General features: G+C 46.0%; 22 protein-coding genes, 1 riboswitch and 1 other annotated feature. Of the genes, 20 read left to right on the top strand and 2 right to left on the bottom strand.

Features of this window, described 5'->3' with window-relative positions; translation table 11 throughout:
• Positions 1-7 precede the first annotated feature (7 nt).
• The 8 genes from R50345_RS06215 to R50345_RS06250 all read left to right on the top strand — a co-directional run bounded on the left by R50345_RS06215 (position 8) and on the right by R50345_RS06250 (position 7,207).
• Positions 8-559 (top strand): P-loop nucleotide/nucleoside kinase family protein, encoded by a 552-nt coding sequence (locus R50345_RS06215; protein ID WP_156114738.1) that lies wholly within the window; start codon positions 8-10, stop codon positions 557-559.
• A 143-nt stretch (positions 560-702) separates the two neighbouring features.
• Positions 703-2,154 (top strand): MocR-like pyridoxine biosynthesis transcription factor PdxR, encoded by a 1,452-nt coding sequence (gene pdxR, locus R50345_RS06220; protein ID WP_042124962.1) that lies wholly within the window; start codon positions 703-705, stop codon positions 2,152-2,154.
• 19 nt (positions 2,155-2,173) lie between these two features.
• Complete coding sequence (locus tag R50345_RS06225) at positions 2,174-3,106, top strand: D-alanine--D-alanine ligase (RefSeq protein ID WP_042131925.1); 933 nt, start codon at positions 2,174-2,176, stop codon at positions 3,104-3,106.
• Positions 3,099-4,262, top strand: a complete 1,164-nt coding sequence (locus tag R50345_RS06230; RefSeq protein ID WP_042124964.1) for an aminotransferase class I/II-fold pyridoxal phosphate-dependent enzyme — start codon at positions 3,099-3,101, stop codon at positions 4,260-4,262. Before R50345_RS06225 ends, R50345_RS06230 begins: the two co-directional genes overlap by 8 nt.
• A gap of 92 nt (positions 4,263-4,354) precedes the next feature.
• The gene (gene cobT, locus R50345_RS06235) at positions 4,355-5,416 is read left to right on the top strand and encodes a nicotinate-nucleotide--dimethylbenzimidazole phosphoribosyltransferase (protein WP_042124965.1); all 1,062 of its coding nucleotides are present in this window, start codon (positions 4,355-4,357) and stop codon (positions 5,414-5,416) included.
• On the top strand, positions 5,413-5,961 hold the full coding sequence (cobU, locus tag R50345_RS06240; RefSeq protein ID WP_042124967.1) for a bifunctional adenosylcobinamide kinase/adenosylcobinamide-phosphate guanylyltransferase: 549 nt from the start codon (positions 5,413-5,415) through the stop codon (positions 5,959-5,961). The genes cobT and cobU overlap by 4 nt, the downstream gene beginning before the upstream one ends.
• Positions 5,958-6,773 carry an adenosylcobinamide-GDP ribazoletransferase gene (gene cobS, locus R50345_RS06245; RefSeq protein ID WP_042124969.1) on the top strand — a complete coding sequence of 272 codons (816 nt, stop codon included), beginning with the start codon at positions 5,958-5,960 and terminating at the stop codon, positions 6,771-6,773. The genes cobU and cobS overlap by 4 nt, the downstream gene beginning before the upstream one ends.
• A 107-nt stretch (positions 6,774-6,880) precedes the next feature.
• A complete protein-coding gene (locus R50345_RS06250) occupies positions 6,881-7,207 on the top strand; it encodes a YnfA family protein (protein ID WP_042124971.1) in 327 nt (108 codons plus the stop codon).
• Between the two features lie 172 nt (positions 7,208-7,379).
• Here R50345_RS06250 and R50345_RS06255 read toward each other — a convergent pair whose 3' ends face one another.
• Positions 7,380-9,068, bottom strand: coding sequence for a methyl-accepting chemotaxis protein (locus R50345_RS06255; RefSeq protein ID WP_042124973.1), 1,689 nt, complete (start codon positions 9,066-9,068; stop codon positions 7,380-7,382).
• Positions 9,069-9,423: 355 nt separating this feature from the next.
• Positions 9,424-9,469: riboswitch (PreQ1 riboswitch) on the top strand.
• A 10-nt stretch (positions 9,470-9,479) separates the two neighbouring features.
• Between R50345_RS06255 and R50345_RS06260 the strand changes: the two genes are divergently transcribed.
• The 10 genes from R50345_RS06260 to R50345_RS06305 all read left to right on the top strand — a co-directional run bounded on the left by R50345_RS06260 (position 9,480) and on the right by R50345_RS06305 (position 18,040).
• Complete coding sequence (locus R50345_RS06260; RefSeq protein WP_042124975.1) at positions 9,480-10,193, top strand: queuosine precursor transporter; 714 nt, start codon at positions 9,480-9,482, stop codon at positions 10,191-10,193.
• A 268-nt stretch (positions 10,194-10,461) separates the two neighbouring features.
• Entirely contained in the window at positions 10,462-11,943 is a 1,482-nt protein-coding gene (locus R50345_RS06265) for an AMP-binding protein (RefSeq protein ID WP_042124977.1), read from the top strand.
• Positions 11,940-13,091, top strand: a complete 1,152-nt coding sequence (locus R50345_RS06270; RefSeq protein WP_042124979.1) for a thiolase family protein — start codon at positions 11,940-11,942, stop codon at positions 13,089-13,091. The genes R50345_RS06265 and R50345_RS06270 overlap by 4 nt, the downstream gene beginning before the upstream one ends.
• A complete protein-coding gene (locus R50345_RS06275; protein ID WP_042124981.1) occupies positions 13,088-13,489 on the top strand; it encodes an FAS1-like dehydratase domain-containing protein in 402 nt (133 codons plus the stop codon). Before R50345_RS06270 ends, R50345_RS06275 begins: the two co-directional genes overlap by 4 nt.
• A complete protein-coding gene (locus tag R50345_RS06280; protein ID WP_081954017.1) occupies positions 13,467-13,805 on the top strand; it encodes a MaoC family dehydratase in 339 nt (112 codons plus the stop codon). Before R50345_RS06275 ends, R50345_RS06280 begins: the two co-directional genes overlap by 23 nt.
• A gap of 2 nt (positions 13,806-13,807) precedes the next feature.
• Positions 13,808-14,629 carry an SDR family oxidoreductase gene (locus tag R50345_RS06285; RefSeq protein WP_042124986.1) on the top strand — a complete coding sequence of 274 codons (822 nt, stop codon included), beginning with the start codon at positions 13,808-13,810 and terminating at the stop codon, positions 14,627-14,629.
• A complete protein-coding gene (locus R50345_RS06290) occupies positions 14,630-15,430 on the top strand; it encodes an energy-coupling factor transporter ATPase (RefSeq protein WP_042124988.1) in 801 nt (266 codons plus the stop codon).
• On the top strand, positions 15,415-16,272 hold the full coding sequence (locus R50345_RS06295) for an ATP-binding cassette domain-containing protein (protein WP_042124990.1): 858 nt from the start codon (positions 15,415-15,417) through the stop codon (positions 16,270-16,272). The genes R50345_RS06290 and R50345_RS06295 overlap by 16 nt, the downstream gene beginning before the upstream one ends.
• Positions 16,265-17,068, top strand: coding sequence for an energy-coupling factor transporter transmembrane component T family protein (locus R50345_RS06300; protein WP_042124992.1), 804 nt, complete (start codon positions 16,265-16,267; stop codon positions 17,066-17,068). Before R50345_RS06295 ends, R50345_RS06300 begins: the two co-directional genes overlap by 8 nt.
• A 6-nt stretch (positions 17,069-17,074) precedes the next feature.
• Complete coding sequence (locus R50345_RS06305) at positions 17,075-18,040, top strand: NAD(P)H-dependent flavin oxidoreductase (protein WP_042131926.1); 966 nt, start codon at positions 17,075-17,077, stop codon at positions 18,038-18,040.
• Positions 18,041-18,110: 70 nt separating this feature from the next.
• On the opposite strand, the gene R50345_RS06310 is transcribed toward R50345_RS06305, so the two are convergent.
• Entirely contained in the window at positions 18,111-18,890 is a 780-nt protein-coding gene (locus R50345_RS06310; RefSeq protein WP_042124994.1) for an alpha/beta fold hydrolase, read from the bottom strand.
• 197 nt (positions 18,891-19,087) lie between these two features.
• Positions 19,088-19,322 (top strand) — a binding site (T-box leader).
• Between the two features lie 56 nt (positions 19,323-19,378).
• Here R50345_RS06310 and R50345_RS32180 point away from each other — a divergent pair.
• Positions 19,379-19,501, top strand: coding sequence for a hypothetical protein (locus tag R50345_RS32180; protein WP_269321981.1), 123 nt, complete (start codon positions 19,379-19,381; stop codon positions 19,499-19,501).
• Positions 19,502-19,582: 81 nt separating this feature from the next.
• Positions 19,583-20,449, top strand: a complete 867-nt coding sequence (locus R50345_RS06320; protein ID WP_042124998.1) for a GNAT family N-acetyltransferase — start codon at positions 19,583-19,585, stop codon at positions 20,447-20,449.
• Position 20,450 lies beyond the last annotated feature (1 nt).

Genomic DNA, 20,450 nt, shown 5'->3' on the forward strand with positions numbered 1-20,450 from the left:
CTTTATAATGCTGTATGAAAAGAGGGTCATCGAAAATTTACTCCAGCAAAAGCGTACGAGCGCGATTCCCATCGTTGTGATGATGTGCGGTGTGGCAGGGTCGGGTAAAACGACCTTTGCTCAAAAGTTGGAGAAAGAAGGATTCGTTCGTCTCTCGATTGATGAGGACATCTGGGCCACTTACGGTCGTTTTGGAGTCGATTATCCAGAGCAGAATTATGATACCTATTTAAAAGAATCAGAATTAAAGCTGCGTGGGGAGCTAGTAAATCTGATTCAGGCTAAACAGCATGTGGTTGTCGATTTCAGCTTTTGGCAACGGAATAGACGGAACGATTATAAGCAATTAATTGAAGAGCATGGCGGTGTCTGGGAGCTGATTTACTTAAAGGTTCAGCCGGATGAATTGCGGCGGCGACTGCTCATCCGGAGTGAACGTTTTGACGCCAATGCGGCGTTTACGATCACAGAGGACACGCTAACTCGGTTTCTAAGTGGTTTTGAAACCCCTGCTGGTGAAGGAGAAGCAGTAATCGAAGCGGAGGTCATCCTTCCTTAACCATTTCCCAAGCGTAGAATGAAAATTATCAAATTTGTCAGCTTATTCGCTCATAGAACCACAGCCAGATTAAAATCCTATGGCTGTGGTTCTTTTTTTACGCGCTTGATTATGCCATGATAGCTATGGAGGCGACCCGAGAGATGTTTAAGGACTTTAAGCTTATAGCCGGACGGCCGGTGTATATACAAATTAAAGACTATATGAAGCACTTAATTATAAAAGGCGGTCTACAAGGCAACCAAAAGCTGCCCTCCACAAGAGAGCTCAGCACACTGCTTAAGGTTAGCCGCAACTCTGTAATCTCTGCGTATGCAGAGCTTGAGGATGATGGGTTTGCCTATACAGTTCAGGGGCAAGGAAGTTATGTGGCGCCTTCACCTCCCGGCAGTGAAACGATTGTCTCTTGGACGATGGACTGGAAGTCACGTCTTAACGATCATGCGCGACTCGCAGAGGAAATGGACATCATGAAGCGCGGTTTACGAGCGGAGAAGGGTACGATCTCCTTTACGAGCATCGCACCCGATGAAAGCCTTTTTGATCTGGATAATGTGAAGCGCTCCTTTATGGATCGTATGTCGGTGGAAGGTAACGTCTTACTGAATTATGGATATGCCAAAGGGTATAAGCCTTTAATAGACTATTTGAAGCAATATATGGAGCACAAGGGCGCCCAAATGAAGGGCAAGGATATATTGATCACCAATGGCTTTACAGAGGGATTCGATATTGTATTGTCGGCACTTAGCAAGAAGAATAGATCGGTCATTTGTGAGAATCCGACGCATCATACGGCGATCAAAAATCTGAAGCTGAACGGCTTTGAGATCACCGGAATTCCTATGGAGCGTGATGGGATTGATCTGGTAGAGCTGGAGAAGGCATTGCAGCAGCAAGCTTTTGACTGTGCCTACTTCGTCCCTTCTTATCATAATCCGACCGGTATTGTAATGTCCCCCGAGAAAAGACAGGGGCTAATGAAGCTGATGAATCGGTATCAAATACCGGTGATCGAGGATGGTTTTAACGAGGAATTACGATATTCGGGCTCACATGTGGCTCCACTAATCGCAGCAGCAGGTAGCGGCAACAGCGTGATCTATCTAGGTAGCTTCTCAAAAGTATTATTTCCGGGACTACGCGTAGGCTGGGTGCTGGCAGATCAGGAGTTAATCTATTCTCTCGAAAGCGTCAAGCGCGCACGTACTATTCATACCTCGACGCTGGATCAATCCATTTTGTATCAATACTTATTGGGCGGACATTTAGAGAAGTATTTGAAAAAAGCCAGAGCAGAATACAAACGGAAATATGAACTAACCCTGCAATGCTGTAAGGAGTTTATTCCGTATAAGTCGTTATCAGGGGACGGAGGATTGCATCTTTTTGTAACCTTCGCGGAGGGCTTTAATACTAGGACGCTGCTGGCAGCCTGTCATGAGCAAGGGGTTATTTTTACAGCAGGAGATATATTCTTCACAGACGGTAAGGGTCAAAATACAATACGGATCGGTTTCTCCAGAGTGACGGATGAGGATATCCGCAAGGGGATCGAGATTATTGGTAGAACAGCACGACAACTAATGGGATAAAGAGGTGCTTGAGATGAAGATGAAAGTAGGCGTAATTATGGGCGGGGTGTCCTCAGAGTTTGAGGTATCCATGAATAGCGGGAGAGAGATTTTGAAGAATCTGGATCCAAATAAATATGAAGTTACTCCAATAGTGATCACCAAACGTGAAGAGCTGATTGAGCAGGCAAAAGGAATCGATATCGCGCTGCTTGCGCTCCACGGGGCTTACGGTGAGGACGGTACGGTTCAGGGGACGCTGGAGACAATGGGGATTCCTTATACAGGCAGTGGGGTTTTGTCTAGCAGCATTTGCATGGATAAAGATCTTTCTAAAAAGCTTATGCGCTGCTCAGGCGTCAATACGGCAGATTGGCTGTGCTGGGATAGTATGAAGGATTATTCTCAAGAAGCGGTAGATCGGATCGGATATCCTGTTATGGTGAAGCCGTGTTCAGGCGGTTCGAGTATTGGAATGGAAAAGGTCAGCAGTAGCGAAGAATTATTGAGCGCAGTACAGAAGGCTTTTGCCTGTGATCAATCGATTCTGATCGAGAGCTACATTCAAGGCCAGGAAATCACCTGCTCCATTCTAAATGGAGAGATGTTGCCCGTTTTAGGGATCACCTCCGCACATGCGGAGTGGTTCGATTACAGTGCTAAGTATGAAGATGGCGGGGCAGACGAACGGGTCATCGAACTACCGGCCGAGGTGTATGAGCGAGTGCGTGATGCAGCCTTAACTTGCTATAAAGCATTAAAATGCAGTGTGTATGCACGAGTGGATATGCTCATCAAGGATGGTATTCCGTATGTGCTGGAGGTGAACACGTTACCGGGCATGACGAAGGCCAGTCTTTTACCAAAAAGCGCGCAAGCGGCAGGCTACTCCTTCAGCGGACTGCTGGACGCAATTATTTCTCTTTCCCTGGCGGAAAAGAGTCCAAAAGAAGAGGTGTACAGCCATGCATAATGAATGGGTTGCTCCACGTGTGCGAGAGATTGCTCCCTCGGGAATTCGGGCTTTTTTTGACCTAAGTACGGGAAATCAGGATATTATATCGCTTGGTGTAGGCGAACCGGATTTTGTAACACCGGAGCATGTAAGAGCTGCCTGCATTCGTGCTTTAAATGATGGGGAAACGAGGTATACACCAAATTCCGGCTTATTGGAGCTTAGAGAAGAGATCGCCTCTTATCTGCACACAAGCTTCAATCTCCGTTATGAGCCAACTAATGAGATTATGGTTACGGTGGGAAGTAGTGAAGCTGTAGATTTGGCTCTGCGGGCCTTTATCACACCCGGGGATGAGATTATCGTCCCTTCTCCAAGCTACATCGCGTATTCGCCGATTACCCATTTGAACGGGGGGGTTACGGTAGAGGTTGAATCTTCAGCCGAGCAGGGCTTTAAGCTTACTGCTGAAGCGTTGCAGAGGGTAATTACCCCGCGTTCCAAGATTCTTATGGTAAATTTTCCGAGTAATCCTACAGGAACAGTAATGTCTTACGAAGACTGGTTGCCGATTGCTCAGATTGTAAAAGAGAATAACCTACTTGTCATTTCAGATGAGATTTATGCCGAGCTTACCTATGACAGTCAACATGTCAGCATTGCCTCTCTTCCAGGGATGATGGAACGAACCATTGTCATTAGCGGCTTCTCCAAAGCTTTTGCGATGACTGGCTGGCGAGTAGGTTATGCCTGTGGTGATCAGGAATTAATCGCTGCGATGCTTAAAATCCATCAGTACACAGCAATGTGTGCACCGGTACTAGGTCAAATCGCTGCCATAGAATCACTGCGTAATGGTATGGAACATAAGGACCACATGAAACGATGCTTCGATGAGCGAAGAAAGCTGCTGGTTAGTGGATTTCGATCCATTGGATTACCTTGCCATGAGCCGGAGGGTGCATTTTATGCCTTTCCTTCCATCGCTAATACCGGATTGAGATCAGAGGATTTCGCTTTGCAGCTGCTCAAGGAGGTTGGTGTTGCTGCGGTTCCGGGGCATGTGTTTGGAGCCGGTGGAGAGGGGTATATTCGCTGCTCTTATGCAGCATCTCTACAAAAATTGACAGAAGCTTTGGAGAGAATTGAAGGATTTATGAAAGTGAAGTTGTAATTCTAGCGGTCCCCATCTATCATAGATGGGGGCTTTTCTGTGTAGATAAGATAGAATAGGTGATACGGATATCTTTAATTGGAGGTTAAAATATGATTTCAACGATTCAAGAAGTAATTAAACGAATCACACCAGCTGATGAACAGTCTTTCCTAAAGGCGGAGCACCGCCTGAATATTCTAACTAAACCGCCGGGCAGTTTGGGACAATTGGAGACTCTGGCTGTTAAGCTCGCTGGAATTTCGGGTACGGAGCAGCCTAGCTTCACCAAACGGACGGTTGTTGTGATGGCTGCCGATCACGGTGTATGCTGCGAGGGAGTTAGCGCCTTTCCGCAGGAAGTCACAATGCAAATGGCCTATAATTTTCTTAGCGGAGGAGCGGCTGTGAATGTACTGGCACGCCAAGCCGGGGCAGAGGTAAAGTTCGTAGATATCGGTGTTAACGGCGATCTTAGTCATGAGGATCTGATTGATCGTAAGGTACGCCGGGGAACGGATAATATGGCTGCGGGACCTGCGATGAGTCGTGAGGAAGCGATGAGTGCTGTGCTTGTAGGCATAAAAATCGCACAAGAAGCGATTGATAACGGGACGGAGATTTTTATTACGGGTGAAATGGGCATAGGAAATACAACGGCTAGTGCAGCTATTCTGTGTGCTCTAAAAGGAATAGCGCCTGAAGTAGCCGTCGGAAGAGGAACGGGAATTGATGATGAACGTTTACTACATAAAATTGCAGTTGTGGAACGTGCTCTAAAGGTGAATCAGCCGAATCCGGCAGATCCGCTGGATGTTTTGTCCAAAGTAGGGGGACTGGAAATCGCCGGTTTGACCGGTCTGATTCTTGGCGCAGCCGCTGCTAGGATCCCTGTGATTCTGGACGGTTTTATTTCGGGTGCGGCAGCTCTCGTCGCGAAGGCCCTTGCGCCAGAATCCATTGCCTATATGATAGGTTCCCATGTATCAGGTGAGCAGGGACATAAGCTGATGCTGGAGCAGCTTGGGCTTGAACCGTTGTTTAACCTTGGCCTTCGTTTGGGTGAAGGAACTGGAGGCGTATTGTCTCTTCATTTAATAGAGGCGATATGCCGTATTTTGAGCGAGATGGCCACCTTTGAAAGTGCAGGCATCTCTGGAGCTGGGAAACAATGAGTATTCTTGTAACGGGTGGCGCACGTAGCGGGAAGAGTGGTTTCGCAGAAAAACTGATGTCGTCACTGACAGATCAGGCCTCCTATGTAGCAACCGGACAAGCGTTTGATGATGAAATGAAGGAACGGATTGCACTGCATCAGCATCAGCGCTCGCAAAGCGGGTATGCTTGGGAGACGTTAGAGGAGCCCTATGATTTGCCAGATCTTCTTAAGCGTTTATCTGGTGAGAAGGCGGTCCTTGTAGATTGTCTAACGTTGTGGTTATCGAATGTACTGCTTGCCATGGAAGGATTTACGGATAGACAAGAACTGATTGAGAGCGAGATTACAAGACTTGAAGACAGTGTACGTACATTTAAAGGAAATCTCATTTTGGTCACTAATGAAGTAGGGGACGGTATTGTTCCAGAGTATGCGCTTGGTCGATTGTACCGTGATTTGGCAGGACGCATGAACGCGTTACTCGCTAGGCAATGTGAGCAGGTCTTTCTAGTGACTGCTGGCATTCCAATTGAACTTAAGAGCAGGGAGTATCGCTTATGAGGGAGCGCAGGGATGCTGCCGCGGCTGCCTTTCAGTTTTTGTCTCGGTTTCCTGTAAAGAGTGATCCCGGATTTTCTCCTGAGCTGCTGCGCCGAAGTGTGCTGTTCTATCCCGTGGTGGGTGCAGCTATAGGACTGTGCGTAGCTGCTGGAGCAGCTTTGACGGGCTGGATGTTACCGGCTTGGCCAGCCGCTGTTATTACCCTCATTTTATGGGTAGGACTTACTGGCGGCTTGCATCTCGATGGTTGGATGGACAGTGCGGATGGTCTGCTTAGCTACCGACCGAGGGAACGAATACTGGAGATTATGAAGGACAGCCGTGTGGGGGCGATGGGTGTGCTCGCCTGCGTGCTGCTCTTGCTGTTAAAAGCCTCTTTAGTGGCAGCATTAATCGAAGGCTACGCCTATTACGAGCTGCCACTGCTCTTGCTGCCAGCGATCTGGAGCCGCTGGTACATGGTGCGGGCAATGGTGCATTATCCCATTGCCCGCGGGAACGAGGGGCTGGCCGCGAGCTTCGCCGGCCTTGCTCCCTCGCAGGAGCGGCGCGCGCTGGCGATAGCCGCGCTGCTCTCGCTAGCCGCAGCCGCTGCGCCCCTGGCGCTCGGCGCGGGCTTAGGCGCGTGGCCGCTGCATCTGGCGGCAGCGTTACTGCTGCCGGCTGCAGCCTGGGCAAGCGGCACTGTGGCTGCGCGGCGGATCAGCAGCCGGCTCGGCGGGCTCACCGGCGATGTGTACGGCGCGCTGAATGAGCTGCTAGAGGTTGTGCTGCTACTAGTATTAGTGCTGCTCCAGCACAACTTTATGTAAGTGGCTCCAGCAGGTGATGCTGTAGTAGTCAGCTTGCTCAATCTATTTTCATCATCTTCTGCTGATTCATTTAGATTTTTATGAGTTCGATAAGAAAGAGGGATGACATGGTTGCTGCCATTCTGCTATTTGTAATTGCCGGCCTTGCTGAGATTGGAGGCGGATACTTGGTATGGTTATGGCTGAGAGAATCACGACCTCTCTGGTACGGTTTGGTAGGTTCTTTGATTCTGATTGGCTATGGCATTATCCCTACATTGCAGAAGTTTCCGTCCTTCGGAAGAGTGTATGCAGCTTACGGTGGGGTATTTATCGTACTAGCTGTGTTATGGGGCTGGCTTGTAGACAAGAAAACACCCGATGTATATGACTGGGTCGGTGCTGTTATTTGTGTGATCGGCGTATCGGTCATTCTTTGGGCGCCGAGACATTAGTATTATTAAGATCTCCTATGCGGTGAATGGTGACTCGTTAGGCGAGCAAGGTTAGTTAGTGGGTTGAAGACTTTGAGGTTTACTCTGCTCTACAGACTGAGTATAGTGCTAAAACAAAACAGCCCGTTCAACACTTTCGTGTGAACGGGCTGTTTTTATTTGAGCCTGAGCTTTAGATCTTAAATTGTTGTACAGCTTCCTGAAGCTTCTTAGCCTGCTCATAGAGATGTTGGACGGTTACTGCATGTCCTTCAAGCTCTATACGCTGGCGCTCTGAGTTCTCGGATAATGTATCCGCACTTTCTTGGGATCTTGAAGTAATTTGTGCGGTTTCCTCGACGGAAGCACTGACTTCTTCCGTACTTGCTGAGATTTGCTGCGTAGCCGCAGATACGGATTGAATATTCTGATTGATGCTCTGGATCAGAATCAGGAGGTGATTGAAGGCATCGCCCGCTTCTGTCACCTTGCCTACCCCAGAGGCTACCTCAGAATTCACCTGGTTCATCTCAGTAACGGAGCGATTCATATCTTCCTGAAGTCCGAGTAGGAAATCACGGATCTGCTCATTCGCATTACGGGATTGTTCGGAAAGCTTGCGTACTTCTCCGGCAACAACGGCAAAGCCGCGACCATGTTCGCCTGCACGCGCTGCTTCGATCGAAGCATTGAGTGACAGCATTTGGATTTGCTTCGTAATTTCAGTAATACTATGAACGACTTCTCCGATCATTACTGAACGTTCGTTCATAATTTGTAATTGCTCCAGTGACTGCAAAGAAGCACGTTCAACCTGGCGCATTTGCAGAACAGCACTTTGAGCAATCTCATTACCACCACTCGCCTCAGCGGAAGCTTCACTGATCTGCTCTGTGACTTCGGTAGCTGCTGAAGCAATATGCTGAATGCCGAAATTGATTTCTTCCATAGCTTTTGAATTATCTAGAGCACTGCTCGCGATGGTCGTACTACCTTTGCCGATTTCTACTACGGAAGAGCTAGAGTGGTCCGCCATTTCATTTAAGACGTCTACACGCTCTCTTAAGGAATTGGAATCGGTGACTACTGTGTTTGAGGTAACGAGTACATGTCCAATCATTTCTTTTAGGCGTAGGGTCATCGCTTGGAAGCTTCTGGATAGCTGAGCGACCTCATCAGTGCCATTAACCGTTAATTCCTCTGTGAAATCTCCCTCTGCGAGACGGGCGCTGTAAGCTGCAAGCTTAGAGATGGGACGAGTTATCCGCATGCTCATAAACCAGGCACCGGTTGAACCTATGATTAGCGTTAGCAGAGTGATCCCGGCACTGGTCCACAGAATGCTGTTTGTTTTTTCTTGAATAAAGCTTACATCACTGCTGATTCCGATAACCATCGTACTTCCGGGAATTCCGATATAAGCTGACTTATGTACACCATGGGCGTCTCTGTATGTATCGCTTAGTCCGCTCTTTCCTTTAAGAGCTTGCTGCATTGCAGAAGATACCTTAACAATTTCATCCCGCTTTAATTTTCCATCATGATCTACGGTCAGAACCTCGGCTTCCTTGCCTTTAAGATTGACTAGAAAAATAGTCTCAACCCCATGCTGCTTCTTCTTATCCTGAAAATAGAATTCAAGATTGGTGGCTGCTTGTTCGTTCTTCTTTAGTGCTTGCTGAGCATGCATGGTGTTTATATTCTTATATACGTCCTGAGCAGCTGCAGTTAGAATTTGATTGATTTGTGGCATGACATAGCTGTTGAAAATACTGGTGGATATAAAGTAGAAGCTGGTACTTAACAAAAGAGACGTGAGTAATAGAACTACAAACAATAAACGCGTGAATCGGCGACTGATCGACTGCTTGAAACGAAACATATTGTTCTCCCCTTTTTATGGACAGCGAAGCTCCATTTCTTATTGGAATACATCCTATCTCCCTACCGAGTGCTAGTGTCTGGCAACCTGCAATATATTCCATAGTTATGTAATATATCAACTAAATGGATCGGGAATGAAGTGTTTGATACTATTCTATAGAATTAACCTCTGGATGAATAGTGAAAATTTTAGTTTATAGAGCATATTTTTCTGAAAAAGATGAATTATTACTGACACTTTTATTTTTATTTAATAAAAATGGGTATAAATACCCAATTCATTATTTGTTTATTTTTATGGATTGTTTGATGACAGTGTGATAGAGTATTAATGTTTTGTTCCAAACATAAGGTAAGCCGCGGTTCGTAACCATCCCGCGTAAACAAAACTAGGAGGAATTTAAGTAATATGTTCAATTTGTTGTGGGGAGTTTTATTTGTTATTGTCAATTTTGCCTTTTTTCTACTCTGTTACCGCCTGTTCGGCAAAAATGGAATGTATGCCTGGGTAGGTATCGCTACTGTAATTGCTAACATTCAGGTAGCTAAGACGATTGCTATGCCATTTGATATTGTGATGACACTCGGAAATACGATGTATGTCACTTTGTATATGACCAGCGATTTGCTTAATGAGAAGTATGGAAGAGCGGAAGCACGCAAAGCAGTTTGGTTTGGTTTCTTCACTTTGCTTATGACGACAGTCATTATGCAGATGGTACTAGTATTTAAGCCGCAAGAGACCGATATCGCTCAGTCTTCTTTAGAGACGATCTTTGGGCTGATGCCTCGACTAGCTCTGGGTAGTCTTACTGCTTACTTCATTAGTCAGTTCCTAGATGTTCGGTTATACGCCTGGATTCGCAAATATTACAGCACCTCAAGTCAGCTGTGGATTCGTTCCAACGGCAGCACGATGGTCAGTTCTTTTGTGGATACACTAATCTTCTGCACCATTGCATTTGCTGGGTTGTATAACTGGAGTGTATGGCTTGAAATTTTGCTTACAACGTATCTAGCGAAATTCTTACTAACCGCAGTAAGCACACCTATCTTATATATCGCCCGAACTTTTACTTTTGCTGAAGATGGAATACCTTCATCTGTTCAAAAGAAGGAATAAACAACACTACAGCCAGCGCGTACCGATTATAATCGATGCGCGCTGTTTGATTTTTCCGGTCATTAGAAGGCTTAATCGTTACATGAAAAATGTGTACATAAAATTAATATAAAGCTAAAATAAGCTATCGTAGCAATTCTAATAGTGTGCCTTGCAATTCGGAGGTTGAAGCTGCCGTTATTGCTCTTCAATTTAAGTGCTATCAGTCCGATCGAAGAGAGTGTACATATTCGGTAGTCATAGAAATTACGAACAGGTGTGATTAAGGATGAATCTAGTAGTGCCTATACTGCGCCATGCAGCACAGCAGCCCGACAGCATTGCCTTAACCCAGGCCCAAGCGACGCATACCTATGCAACATTAGTACAAGCGATGCAGAGAATTGCGAATGGTCTACAGCAAAAGGGCTTGAAGCATGACAAAATTGCTATTTTATCTACGAATCGTATTGAATTTGTTGAAGTTTTCTTAGGGGCTATTTATGCGGGCTGTGTTCCGATTCCTTTAGATCCCAAGTGGAGCGCAAATGAGCTGCAGATGATTATAGAGCAGTGCCAGCCGTCGATGATTTTTGCTGAGCCGGAAGCTGCAAAGCATCTGGTATTTATGAACGAAGCCATCCCAACGCTGACTTTTTCAAATGAACGAACAGGTTCCTATGATCAGTGGCTGGATGCGCTGAAACCAGAGGCTGAGTTGGATGAGACGAACGAGTTATTATTTATCGGTTTTACTTCAGGCACAACTGGGCTACCCAAAGGATATATGCGTACCCATTTATCGTGGTTAAAGAGCTTTGAGGTATCGAGTGCTGCCTTTGAATTGGACTCTATGAAGGATGTTTTAGCACCGGGTCCGTTTGTGCATTCGCTGTCCTTGTTCGCTGTAATGCAGAGTCTGTATGGTGGAGCAAACTTTCATATTATGCAAAAATTTAGCGCCACACAGGTGTTAGAGCTGTGCAAGCAGATTCCGGGTGTGGTGTTGTTTGTTGTACCGACAATGCTTGAATCCATGATGCAGCAGGCTGTTCCTGGGCAGACGCAGATTGATGCGATTATTAGCTCAGGTGCAAAGTGGTCGGAGTTGTCCAAAAAAAAGAGTATAGAAGTGTTCGCTGGAACGCGTCTCTATGAATCCTATGGTTCCTCAGAAGCGAGTTATATTAGTTATTTGGATGTTCTGGAAGAGCATAATCCGAACTCTGTAGGCAAGCCCTATCCCGGAGTGCAAATTTCCATTCGTGATGAAGAGTTCCGTGAAGTCCCTACGGGGGAGATTGGGCAGTTATATGTGCGAAGTGATATGATATTTCTAGGCTACCATCAATTGCCGAAGGAGACCGCAGCAGCTTTTCGAGAGGGATGGCTTGTGTTGGAGGATTATGTTTATCAGGATGAAGCTGGTTATTTATATCTGGCGGGTCGCTTGAAAAATAGAATCATCTCGGGTGGGCTGAACGTTTATCCAGAGGAAATAGAGCGAGTACTGGAGCATCTTCCGGAAATACAAGAAGTAATGGTGCTTGGCGTCCCTGACGATTATTGGGGAGAACAGCTGGCAGTCCTCGTGAAATGGAATGGTGCAAAGCATTTATCTATAGACGAAATAAAGAATTATTGTCGCCAGTATTTAGCAAGTTACAAAGCGCCGAAGAAGCTGCTGACAGTTGATGAGTTTATCTATATAAGCAGTGGCAAAATTGCCCGGCAAGCGATGAAAGACTATGTGAAAAGAGCGATGGTATGATAGAAGCAGTGATTGTCATGGCAAAACGCACACCGATTGGCAGGATGGGCGGCTTATTAAGTACATTGGAGCCGGAAGCATTACTGGCGCCGCTTATTCAGCATATTGTGGCAGAGACAAACCTGCCTGTAGATATAATCGATGATGTCATTATTGGAAATGTGGTCGGTCCGGGTGGGAATATTGCCCGGGTAGCAGCGCTCGAAGCGGGATTGCCTGTTTCGGTTCCGGGTGTCACTGTGGATCGGCAGTGCGGTTCTGGGCTAGAGGCGATTAATATTGCAGCTAGGCTTATTCAAAGCGGTGCTGGTGAGATTTATTTCGCAGGCGGCGTTGAAAGCACGAGCCGTGCTCCCTGGAAGATGGCTAAGCCACAGACCTTGATGGGTATTCCACAGCTATATACCCGTGCTCATTTTACACCTAGCGCTTACGGTGATCCGGATATGGGGATTGCTGCGGAAAATGTAGCGCGGAAGTACGGGATTTCGCGCGAAGAGCAGGATCAATATGCCTTAAAAAGCCATCAGAAGGCCGTTCATGCTCAGCAAAGTGGCCAGTTTCAGCAGGAGATTGTACCTCTTCTGGTTGAGGGAGAGTGGGTGCATACCGACGAATGTCCTAGGGTCAATACGAGCTTGGATAAGCTGCGAAAGCTACCGCCAATTTTTGAAGAAAAGGGTACTGTCACTGCTGGAAATGCTTGTCCTATTAATGATGGTGCGGCGCTCTTATTAATGATGTCCCGTGAGAAATGTCGGCAACTCAAGCTTAAGCCTATCCTGCGTGTAGTGGATGCGCAAGCGGCAGGTGTAGATCCGAACTACTTAGGTATGGGGCCAGTTCCAGCTGTACACAAGGTGTTACATCGTCAACAGCTGACCATAACCGATTTAGATATTGTAGAGTTTAATGAAGCCTTTGCTTCGCAAGTTCTAGCCTCACTGAACGAGCTTCAGATTCCACAGGAAAAGGTCAATCTTGGAGGAGGCGCATTAGCTATCGGTCATCCATACGGGGCGTCCGGAGCCATTTTAATGACGAGGTTATTTGCTGAAATGCAGCGTACTCCTTATAAAAGGGGACTTGCCACTTTGGGCATCGGCGGTGGGATGGGGCTGGCAACGCTTGTGGAGGCGGTAGAATGAACTGCATTCATCATCAGATTCATGTGTCAGCTGAGTGGATTTCGGACTATGCGCAGAGTATTGAGGCACCCGTGCAGACGACTAACGGTCATCTGATTGCTCCTTCTACGATGCCTATTATTTTTTGGCAGGCCTTCGATATTCCTTGGCTTAATAAGGGAGAACCTTTGCTTCACGGCACTCAGAAATTTTCATATCAAGCTCCGATTACAGCGGGAATGATGTTAGATTGTGAATTAGCATTAACGAGCAAGGTGCAAAAGGAAGGCCGGCAGGGCAAGCTGACCTTTTACAACCATACACTGGTTTGTAAATGTGAAGGTGAGCTTATAGTTACTGCAGAAACGGTGTTAATTCGGGTAGGTGATAATCATGATGAAAAAATTCATAACTGCTGAAGCCATCCGGCAATATGCAGCTGCTTCCCAAGATCTGGCCGCTATTCATCTAGATGAAGATGCTGCAGCTGAAGTTGGATTTAAGCGGCCCATTGCACATGGAATGTATCTTATGGGATTAGCTCAATCCTTATATCTCGCTGAGCATCGGGCACAGTGGATCACTCGGTATGAGCTGAAATTTCATCAACCTATAGAAGTAGATAATGTCGTTATTTTTGATTTTGTGGAGGATGACTGCGCTGTGAAAGTGATCCTTACAACAGAAGCTGGCGATGTTATTGCTTCAGGAGCTTTTTCAGTGAAAGAGGTGTAATCATGAACAAAGTAGCCTTAATTACTGGAGCGACAAGAGGGATCGGGCGCAGTATCGCCGTGCAGCTCGGCAAGTCCGGTTATAAAGTGGCTGTAAATGGCACAAAACAAGTCTTAATCGATGAGGTTGTGCGCGAGATTCGTCAGGCAGGCGGTGAAGCATCGGGATACTCTGCGAATGTAGCAGATCCAGTTACGGTCTCTGTAATGGTTGATGAGGTTATTGCTAAATACGGCCATATTGAGGTGTTGATAGCGAACGCTGGCAATTTGCAGGATCAGAAGTGTCTACGGATGACAGATGAAGAATGGAAGGCCGTGCTGGATGTACATTTAAATGGCACCTATTACAGCATTCAACGCGTACTACCGCATATGCGTCAGACAGGCGGCGATATTCTGTTGATGACCTCCACCGCTGGGTTAACAGGCTCCGTGGGTCAGGTAAATTATAGTGCAGCCAAGGCTGGAATTCTCGGAATGATGTGGACACTCGCAGCGGAGTTGAAGCGTGACAAGATTAGGGTAAATGCGATTTCACCAGCCGCTTTAACAGATATGACCAGACCTGTCATTGATCATTTGAAAGAGAAACATGCCAGTCGTAATGAACCGTTCCCGGAGTTTTGGCGAATAGGCGCTCCAGAGGATATTGCTACCTTCGTAAATGCAGTATTGAGCGAGACCGATGCGGATTTAACCGGTGAAATCTTTGCTGTGAATGGATCAAAGGTGACGAAATGGGAGAAGCCTGCGCCTGCCTTTTCCGAGAACAGCATTGAGGCATTTTTCGCTGCTTGGCACCGTCAAAAGGGGAGTGAATAAATGCTTACCTTCGATCAAGTTCATTTTTATTATAAAAAGGGTCAGCCCGTCTTAGAGGATATCAGCTTTACAATAGAAGCGGGGGAATTTGTGGCGATTGTTGGCGCTAATGGCTCTGGCAAATCAACCATTGCCAAGCTAATGGACGGTTTGCTGCTGCCGCGAAAAGGGGCGATACAATTTAAGGGCCTAGACACCTCAAAGCCAGCTGATCTTACAGAAATTCATCAGCAAATCGGCTTTGTTTTTCAGAATCCAGAGGATCAATTTATCACCACAACCGTTATGGATGAGGTGCTTTTTGGTTTGGAGAATATTCGTGTGCCAAGGGAGGAAATGCGCAGCCGATTGGAGGATGCCTTGCAGGCTGTTCATATGGAGGATTATCTGGATGCTATGCCACATCAGCTTTCTGGAGGTCAAAAGCAGCGTGTTGCTATTGCCGCTATACTGGCGATGCGCCCGCAAGTCATTATTTTTGACGAGGCCACCTCTATGCTTGATCCTCAGGGAAGACAGCAGGTGCTTTCCATCATGCAAGAGCTGCATCGACAAGGTCTGACCATTATTCAGATCACTCACCATATGGAGGAAGTGCTTTCAGCAGAGCGATTATTACTCCTGCATCAAGGGCGGCTTGAGTTTGACGGCGATCCACTGGCTTTTTTTGAAACGATGCCTGTTGCGGACTATCAATTACAACTGCCCTTTGCAGTGCGTGTACAAGCATTACTCCATTCAGCAGCGCCGCCAACACCCGATTGGAAGGGGAGAGTCCGATCACAATGGTCTACCAATTAAATCATTTAAGTGTGAACTATGCTGATCATGTGGCTTTGCACGATGTAAACTGTACCCTTTCTGCGGGCAAATGGATTTCGATTATCGGTCCAACGGGCGCAGGAAAGTCTACCTTTGTCAAAGTGCTGAAGGGTTTGATTCCCACCGTAAAAGGCGACTATTGGATTGATCAGCAGCCTGCTCCCAGAGATGCCAAAGGACAATTAAAGGTCGTCCCTGAGCTGGGCTTCGTCTTTCAATATCCGGAGCATCAGCTATTCGAAACCACGGTGTATAAGGAGCTTGCTTTTGCTCTAAATCTGCAGGGGGCTTCAAGTCAGCAAATTACAGAGGCGATTGAAAGGATTTTGCCGCAAGTAGGTCTGTCAGAGGAGATTCTCCTTTTAAATCCATTCCAATTAAGCGGTGGAGAAAAGCGCCGTGTGGCTATTGCCTCTGTGCTGATGACGAATCCGAAGCTGCTAATTTTGGATGAACCAACAGCGGGGCTCGATCCAGCCAGCCAAGTATCTTTGTTGAAGCTGCTGAAATCATGGCAACAACAAGACCAGCGCACGCTTCTCTTCGTTTCACACCAGATGGATGATGTTGCCGAGTACTCGGATGAGGTGATGGTTTTTCACAAAGGTCAGCTAAAAGGGCATTATAACCCCAGAACATTATTTCTGGAAAAGGAAGAATTATTAATAGAATTAGGTTTGTCCATGCCTGAACCCGTACAGCTATTGAAGCTAGTAGAGGAACTATCCGGTCAAAAAATAGAGGTTTCTAGCTGTAAAGAGCAGGATATCTTCGATGCTGTTCTGCCGATTTGGCACTCGAGGGGGCATGAACATGGCTGATTCCGTATTAGTGGGTCAATATGTGGAGACGCATTCGATTTTCCATCGTTTAGATCCTCGTACAAAGCTTATTGGTATCGTGATTCTCATGCTGAGCTTTCTAACGCTTGGAACAGGTCTTAGCTATGTTATTGCAACCTTTTTTGTGTTCGGAATTTTACTTTTTTCAAAGGTTCCTTTTCATTTTTTCTGGCGAGGGCTGCGCCCGCTATTATTTATTTTGCTGTTTACCTTTGTGTATAACGCCGTGTTTACCAAAGGAACGATCCTCTGGTCATGGTCATTTATTGAGGTGACTGAAGAAGGACTGCGAATGGGATTACGTTTTGTATGGCGTATAATATTGCTCATCTTATTAGCCTCAATATTAACATTAACTACTAAACCGCTAGATTTAGCGTATGGTCTTGAAAAGCTGTTAGCTCCTCTGTCCAAATTGGGGGTACCTGTAGAACAACTCTCATTAATGATAGTGATTGCGATTCGGTTTATTCCTACCATCAAGGAGGAGCTGGATCGTATTCTTCTCGCACAAAAGGCAAGAGGTTATGATCTTACAGCATTATCGCCGCCTAGACGGATATTTGCTTACATCCCGATCATTATTCCTTTGCTCTTCACGACGATTCAACGTGCTGAACAGCTGAGTTATGCGATTGATGCGCGTGCTTATGGAAATGGTAAAGGGAGAACTTCTTATAGGGTATTGCAATTGCAGCAAATGGATTATCTAGCGGTGGGAGTTGCCTTGTTGTTCGCTATGATTCTGCTTGGGTTAAAGATAGGAAAGGTGTAGATGAAAATGAAATGGAACACCCGTATTACGGAGTTATTGCACATAGAGTACCCTATTATTCAAGGTGGACTTGCTTATTTAGGTTATGCAGACCTCGCGGCTGCAGTTTCGAATGCTGGTGGATTGGGTCAGGTCACAGCGATGAGTCTTCCGAGTGCAGAGGCTTTACGTTCAGAAATAGAACGGGTACGTACTTTGACGGACAAGCCATTTGGTGTTAATTTTGCCATCGGTATGCATGGTATTGGTTATGAAGATCGGGTGCAGATCGCCATCGACGAGAAGGTTCCCGTCGTGAGCCTCACCGGAGGAAACCCAGCCCCCATGCTGGAAATGTTTCGGTCTACGAATATTAAAACGCTGGTGCTCGTCTCCTCACGTAGACAAGCCCAAAAAGCTGAACAATTAGGCGCTTCTGCGGTTATTGTTGTTGGCCAAGAGGGAGGAGGACACTTGGGACGTGATGATGTTGGGACTATGGTGCTCGTGCCCCAAGTAGTGGATGCGGTTGAAATTCCTGTGATTGCTTCAGGCGGGATCGGGGATGGCCGCGGATGGATGGCTGCCCATGCACTGGGGGCTGAGGGAATTGAAATGGGGACACGTTTCGTTGCTACAGAGGAATGTGTTCATGCGGCTGCTTCTTATAAAAAAGCCTTAGTAGAAAGTTCTGAGTCAGATACAGTCGTAATCAAACGATCTATCGGAGCACCTGCGCGAGTATTACGCAATGAATACAGCGACATAATTCTTGAAGTCGAGCGTGTAACACCGACGTATGAGGCCTTAAAAGAATACATCAGCGGCGCAGCCAACAAGCGCTGGGTTTATGATGACATCAAAGAAGAGGGCATCGGCTGGGCTGGTCAAGTAACAGGAATGATCCATGATATCCCTACAGTCTCAGAGCTAGTCGGCAGGATGGTTAAAGAGGCAGAGTCGATTCGTGGGATGTGGGGAATGCAGGTGTGAGGAGCCAGCAGAGCAGTTGCCAGAAGATGAATTAGTGAACTGAAGGATAAGGTATTAGATTGGCGAGGCGTTATGCAAAAGAAGATAATAGTTGGTTGAATCTATCACGCTCCTCCAAAAAAGGGCAATGGCTGCTGTATTGGAATGGAACTAATTGCGAATTTTTAATCAGCTTATTTGTTTCCTGAGCTTGGGTAAACGGAACGACTTTATCATGAATTCCATGAATAATTAATGTGGGTACATCGATCTGTCCAAGATCGTTGTAAACATTCTCGTCTCTTAGCGTGACCATAATGGCGGAAGTCGACCAATTCGCAGCTTGTAAACCCATTAGAAAGAACCATTCGGATTTCGGTTCAGAAATGTACTGAAAGAAAAAAAGCTCCGTTTGGTTTTGCAGCATTTTTGGACGGTCATTGTTTGTATCTTCGATAATTTTATTCGTAAATTCTTTTGGAACGCTTGATGGAGACGCAGCGTCGATTAGGACGAGTTTAGATACCCCGTACCCTTTATAACGAGCCATATAACGAATTGAGATCGCGCCTCCGGTAGAGTGTCCTGCCAGTGTTATGTTTTTTAGCTGTAACGCCTCGATGACCATACGAAGATCATCTGCTAATCTATCGAAACCGTAACCATCGAATGGTTTATCCGAATTGCCGTATCCTCTCCAGTCCATTCCGATACAACGATATCCGAGCTTAGGAAGGAAATTGAACTGATATTCGAACTGGTTATGGTTTAGCGGCCAGCCATGAATAAAAAGTATCGTTTTATTTCCCTTCGGATTGATGTCCTCTATAAATACTTTTACGCCCGGTTCCACAGTAACGAAGTATCCCAAGAGTATCACCTCATTTTTAAAATGTACTTTCCCGTTAAGATATTCGCCCTAGGCAAGGTTAATGCCTAATTTCGGCGTCAAATTGGGGTTAGATAGTACGTAGAGATTTCTGCGGAATAGCAGTTCCTTTGGCAGTTGTTGTTTGAGTTATTGACAGAATTTTGCAAATATCTTATATTGAGCTTAATTAATAATTACCAAATACGATGAAGAGGACAAGTAGATACGGAAATGCCGTTCAGGGAACTGCCGGTTGGTGCGAGGCAGCGGGTATCCGAATCGAAAAATCACCTCAGAGCTGGCCCCCGAATTATAGTAGATGGGCCCGGGATTCTACCGTTACAAAGAAGCATCGTTGTTGGACGATGGCTAAGTGGGCGTTTATTATAAACGTCAATCAGGGTGGTAACGCGGAGCAGCTCCGTCCCAAATGGGATGGGGTTTTTTTGCGTCTTCATAAATTAATTATTAAATTGGAGGGTTATCGAATGAGTAAATTGATGGTTACAGAACGTTTGACATTACGGCAAGTTAAAATTGATCATGCTGAAGCTTTGGGTAAGGAGTGGTGCAGTTCAACAGGCAGGGTTAAAGCGCAGGAGTGCTTTTGATAAATTAGCAAACCGTAAGAAAGAACGATTAGTTTCGAAAAATCCGGAAAAACGTTGAGCAGGTGAAAGGGGGATATTGTAATGCAATTCAAGTTGTATACGGATGTGCATGAGTTTTACATTGATACCTATGATGTGCTGATGCGTCATGAAGCGCAAAATTTGATTCCTCTTGGCAATATCATAATTGGGCATGAAGGAAAAGACAAAACAGACTGGCGTGACCCTGTAAATTGGCTTATGGCAACGATTTCGGATGCTAAGGGTACACAACTTACCGCCATAATGACACCGCCACACAATATTACGCTTTATGCAACGGACAACAAAATTAACCCAGAAGCTATAAACTGTCTGATAGATGGGTTGAAAGATCGTGAAATTCCAGGTGTAACAACCGAAAAAACCTTGGCAGAGTATTTTGCCAAAGAATATACCTTGCGCAAGGGATTAACTTTTGAAACAACCATGAGCCAACGTATATATGAACTTACGGCAGTAAATCCAGACATTCAAAAGGCTGGTATCGTTCGATTGCTGGATGAAAAGGATATTCACTTTTTCCCATACTGGGCTGAAGCATTTTATGCAGCGGCGAGTTATGGCAAAACAGAAATGTCCATCCCGCAAGATGCAGACCCTTACCTCTACCGAATAGCATCGAAAAAACTCTATATTTTAGAGGACAACGGGATACCCGTTTCTATGGCAGGATATACAAGGGTAATGCAGACGGCTATTGGCGTGGCATTTGTATATACCCCTCCATATGAGCGCAGTAAGGGTTATGCTACTTCAATTGTGGCGCAAATAAGCCAACTTGCATTGGATAAAGGATTTACTAAGTGCGTCTTATATACGGATTTAGCAAATCCCACATCTAATAGCATCTATCAAAAGATTGGCTATATGCCAATTTGTGATTCTCTCCAGTTAAAATTTGAATAGT

Origin of the sequence: Paenibacillus sp. FSL R5-0345 (genome assembly GCF_000758585.1) — a bacterium.
Classification (GTDB): Bacteria; Bacillota; Bacilli; order Paenibacillales; family Paenibacillaceae; genus Paenibacillus_AQ.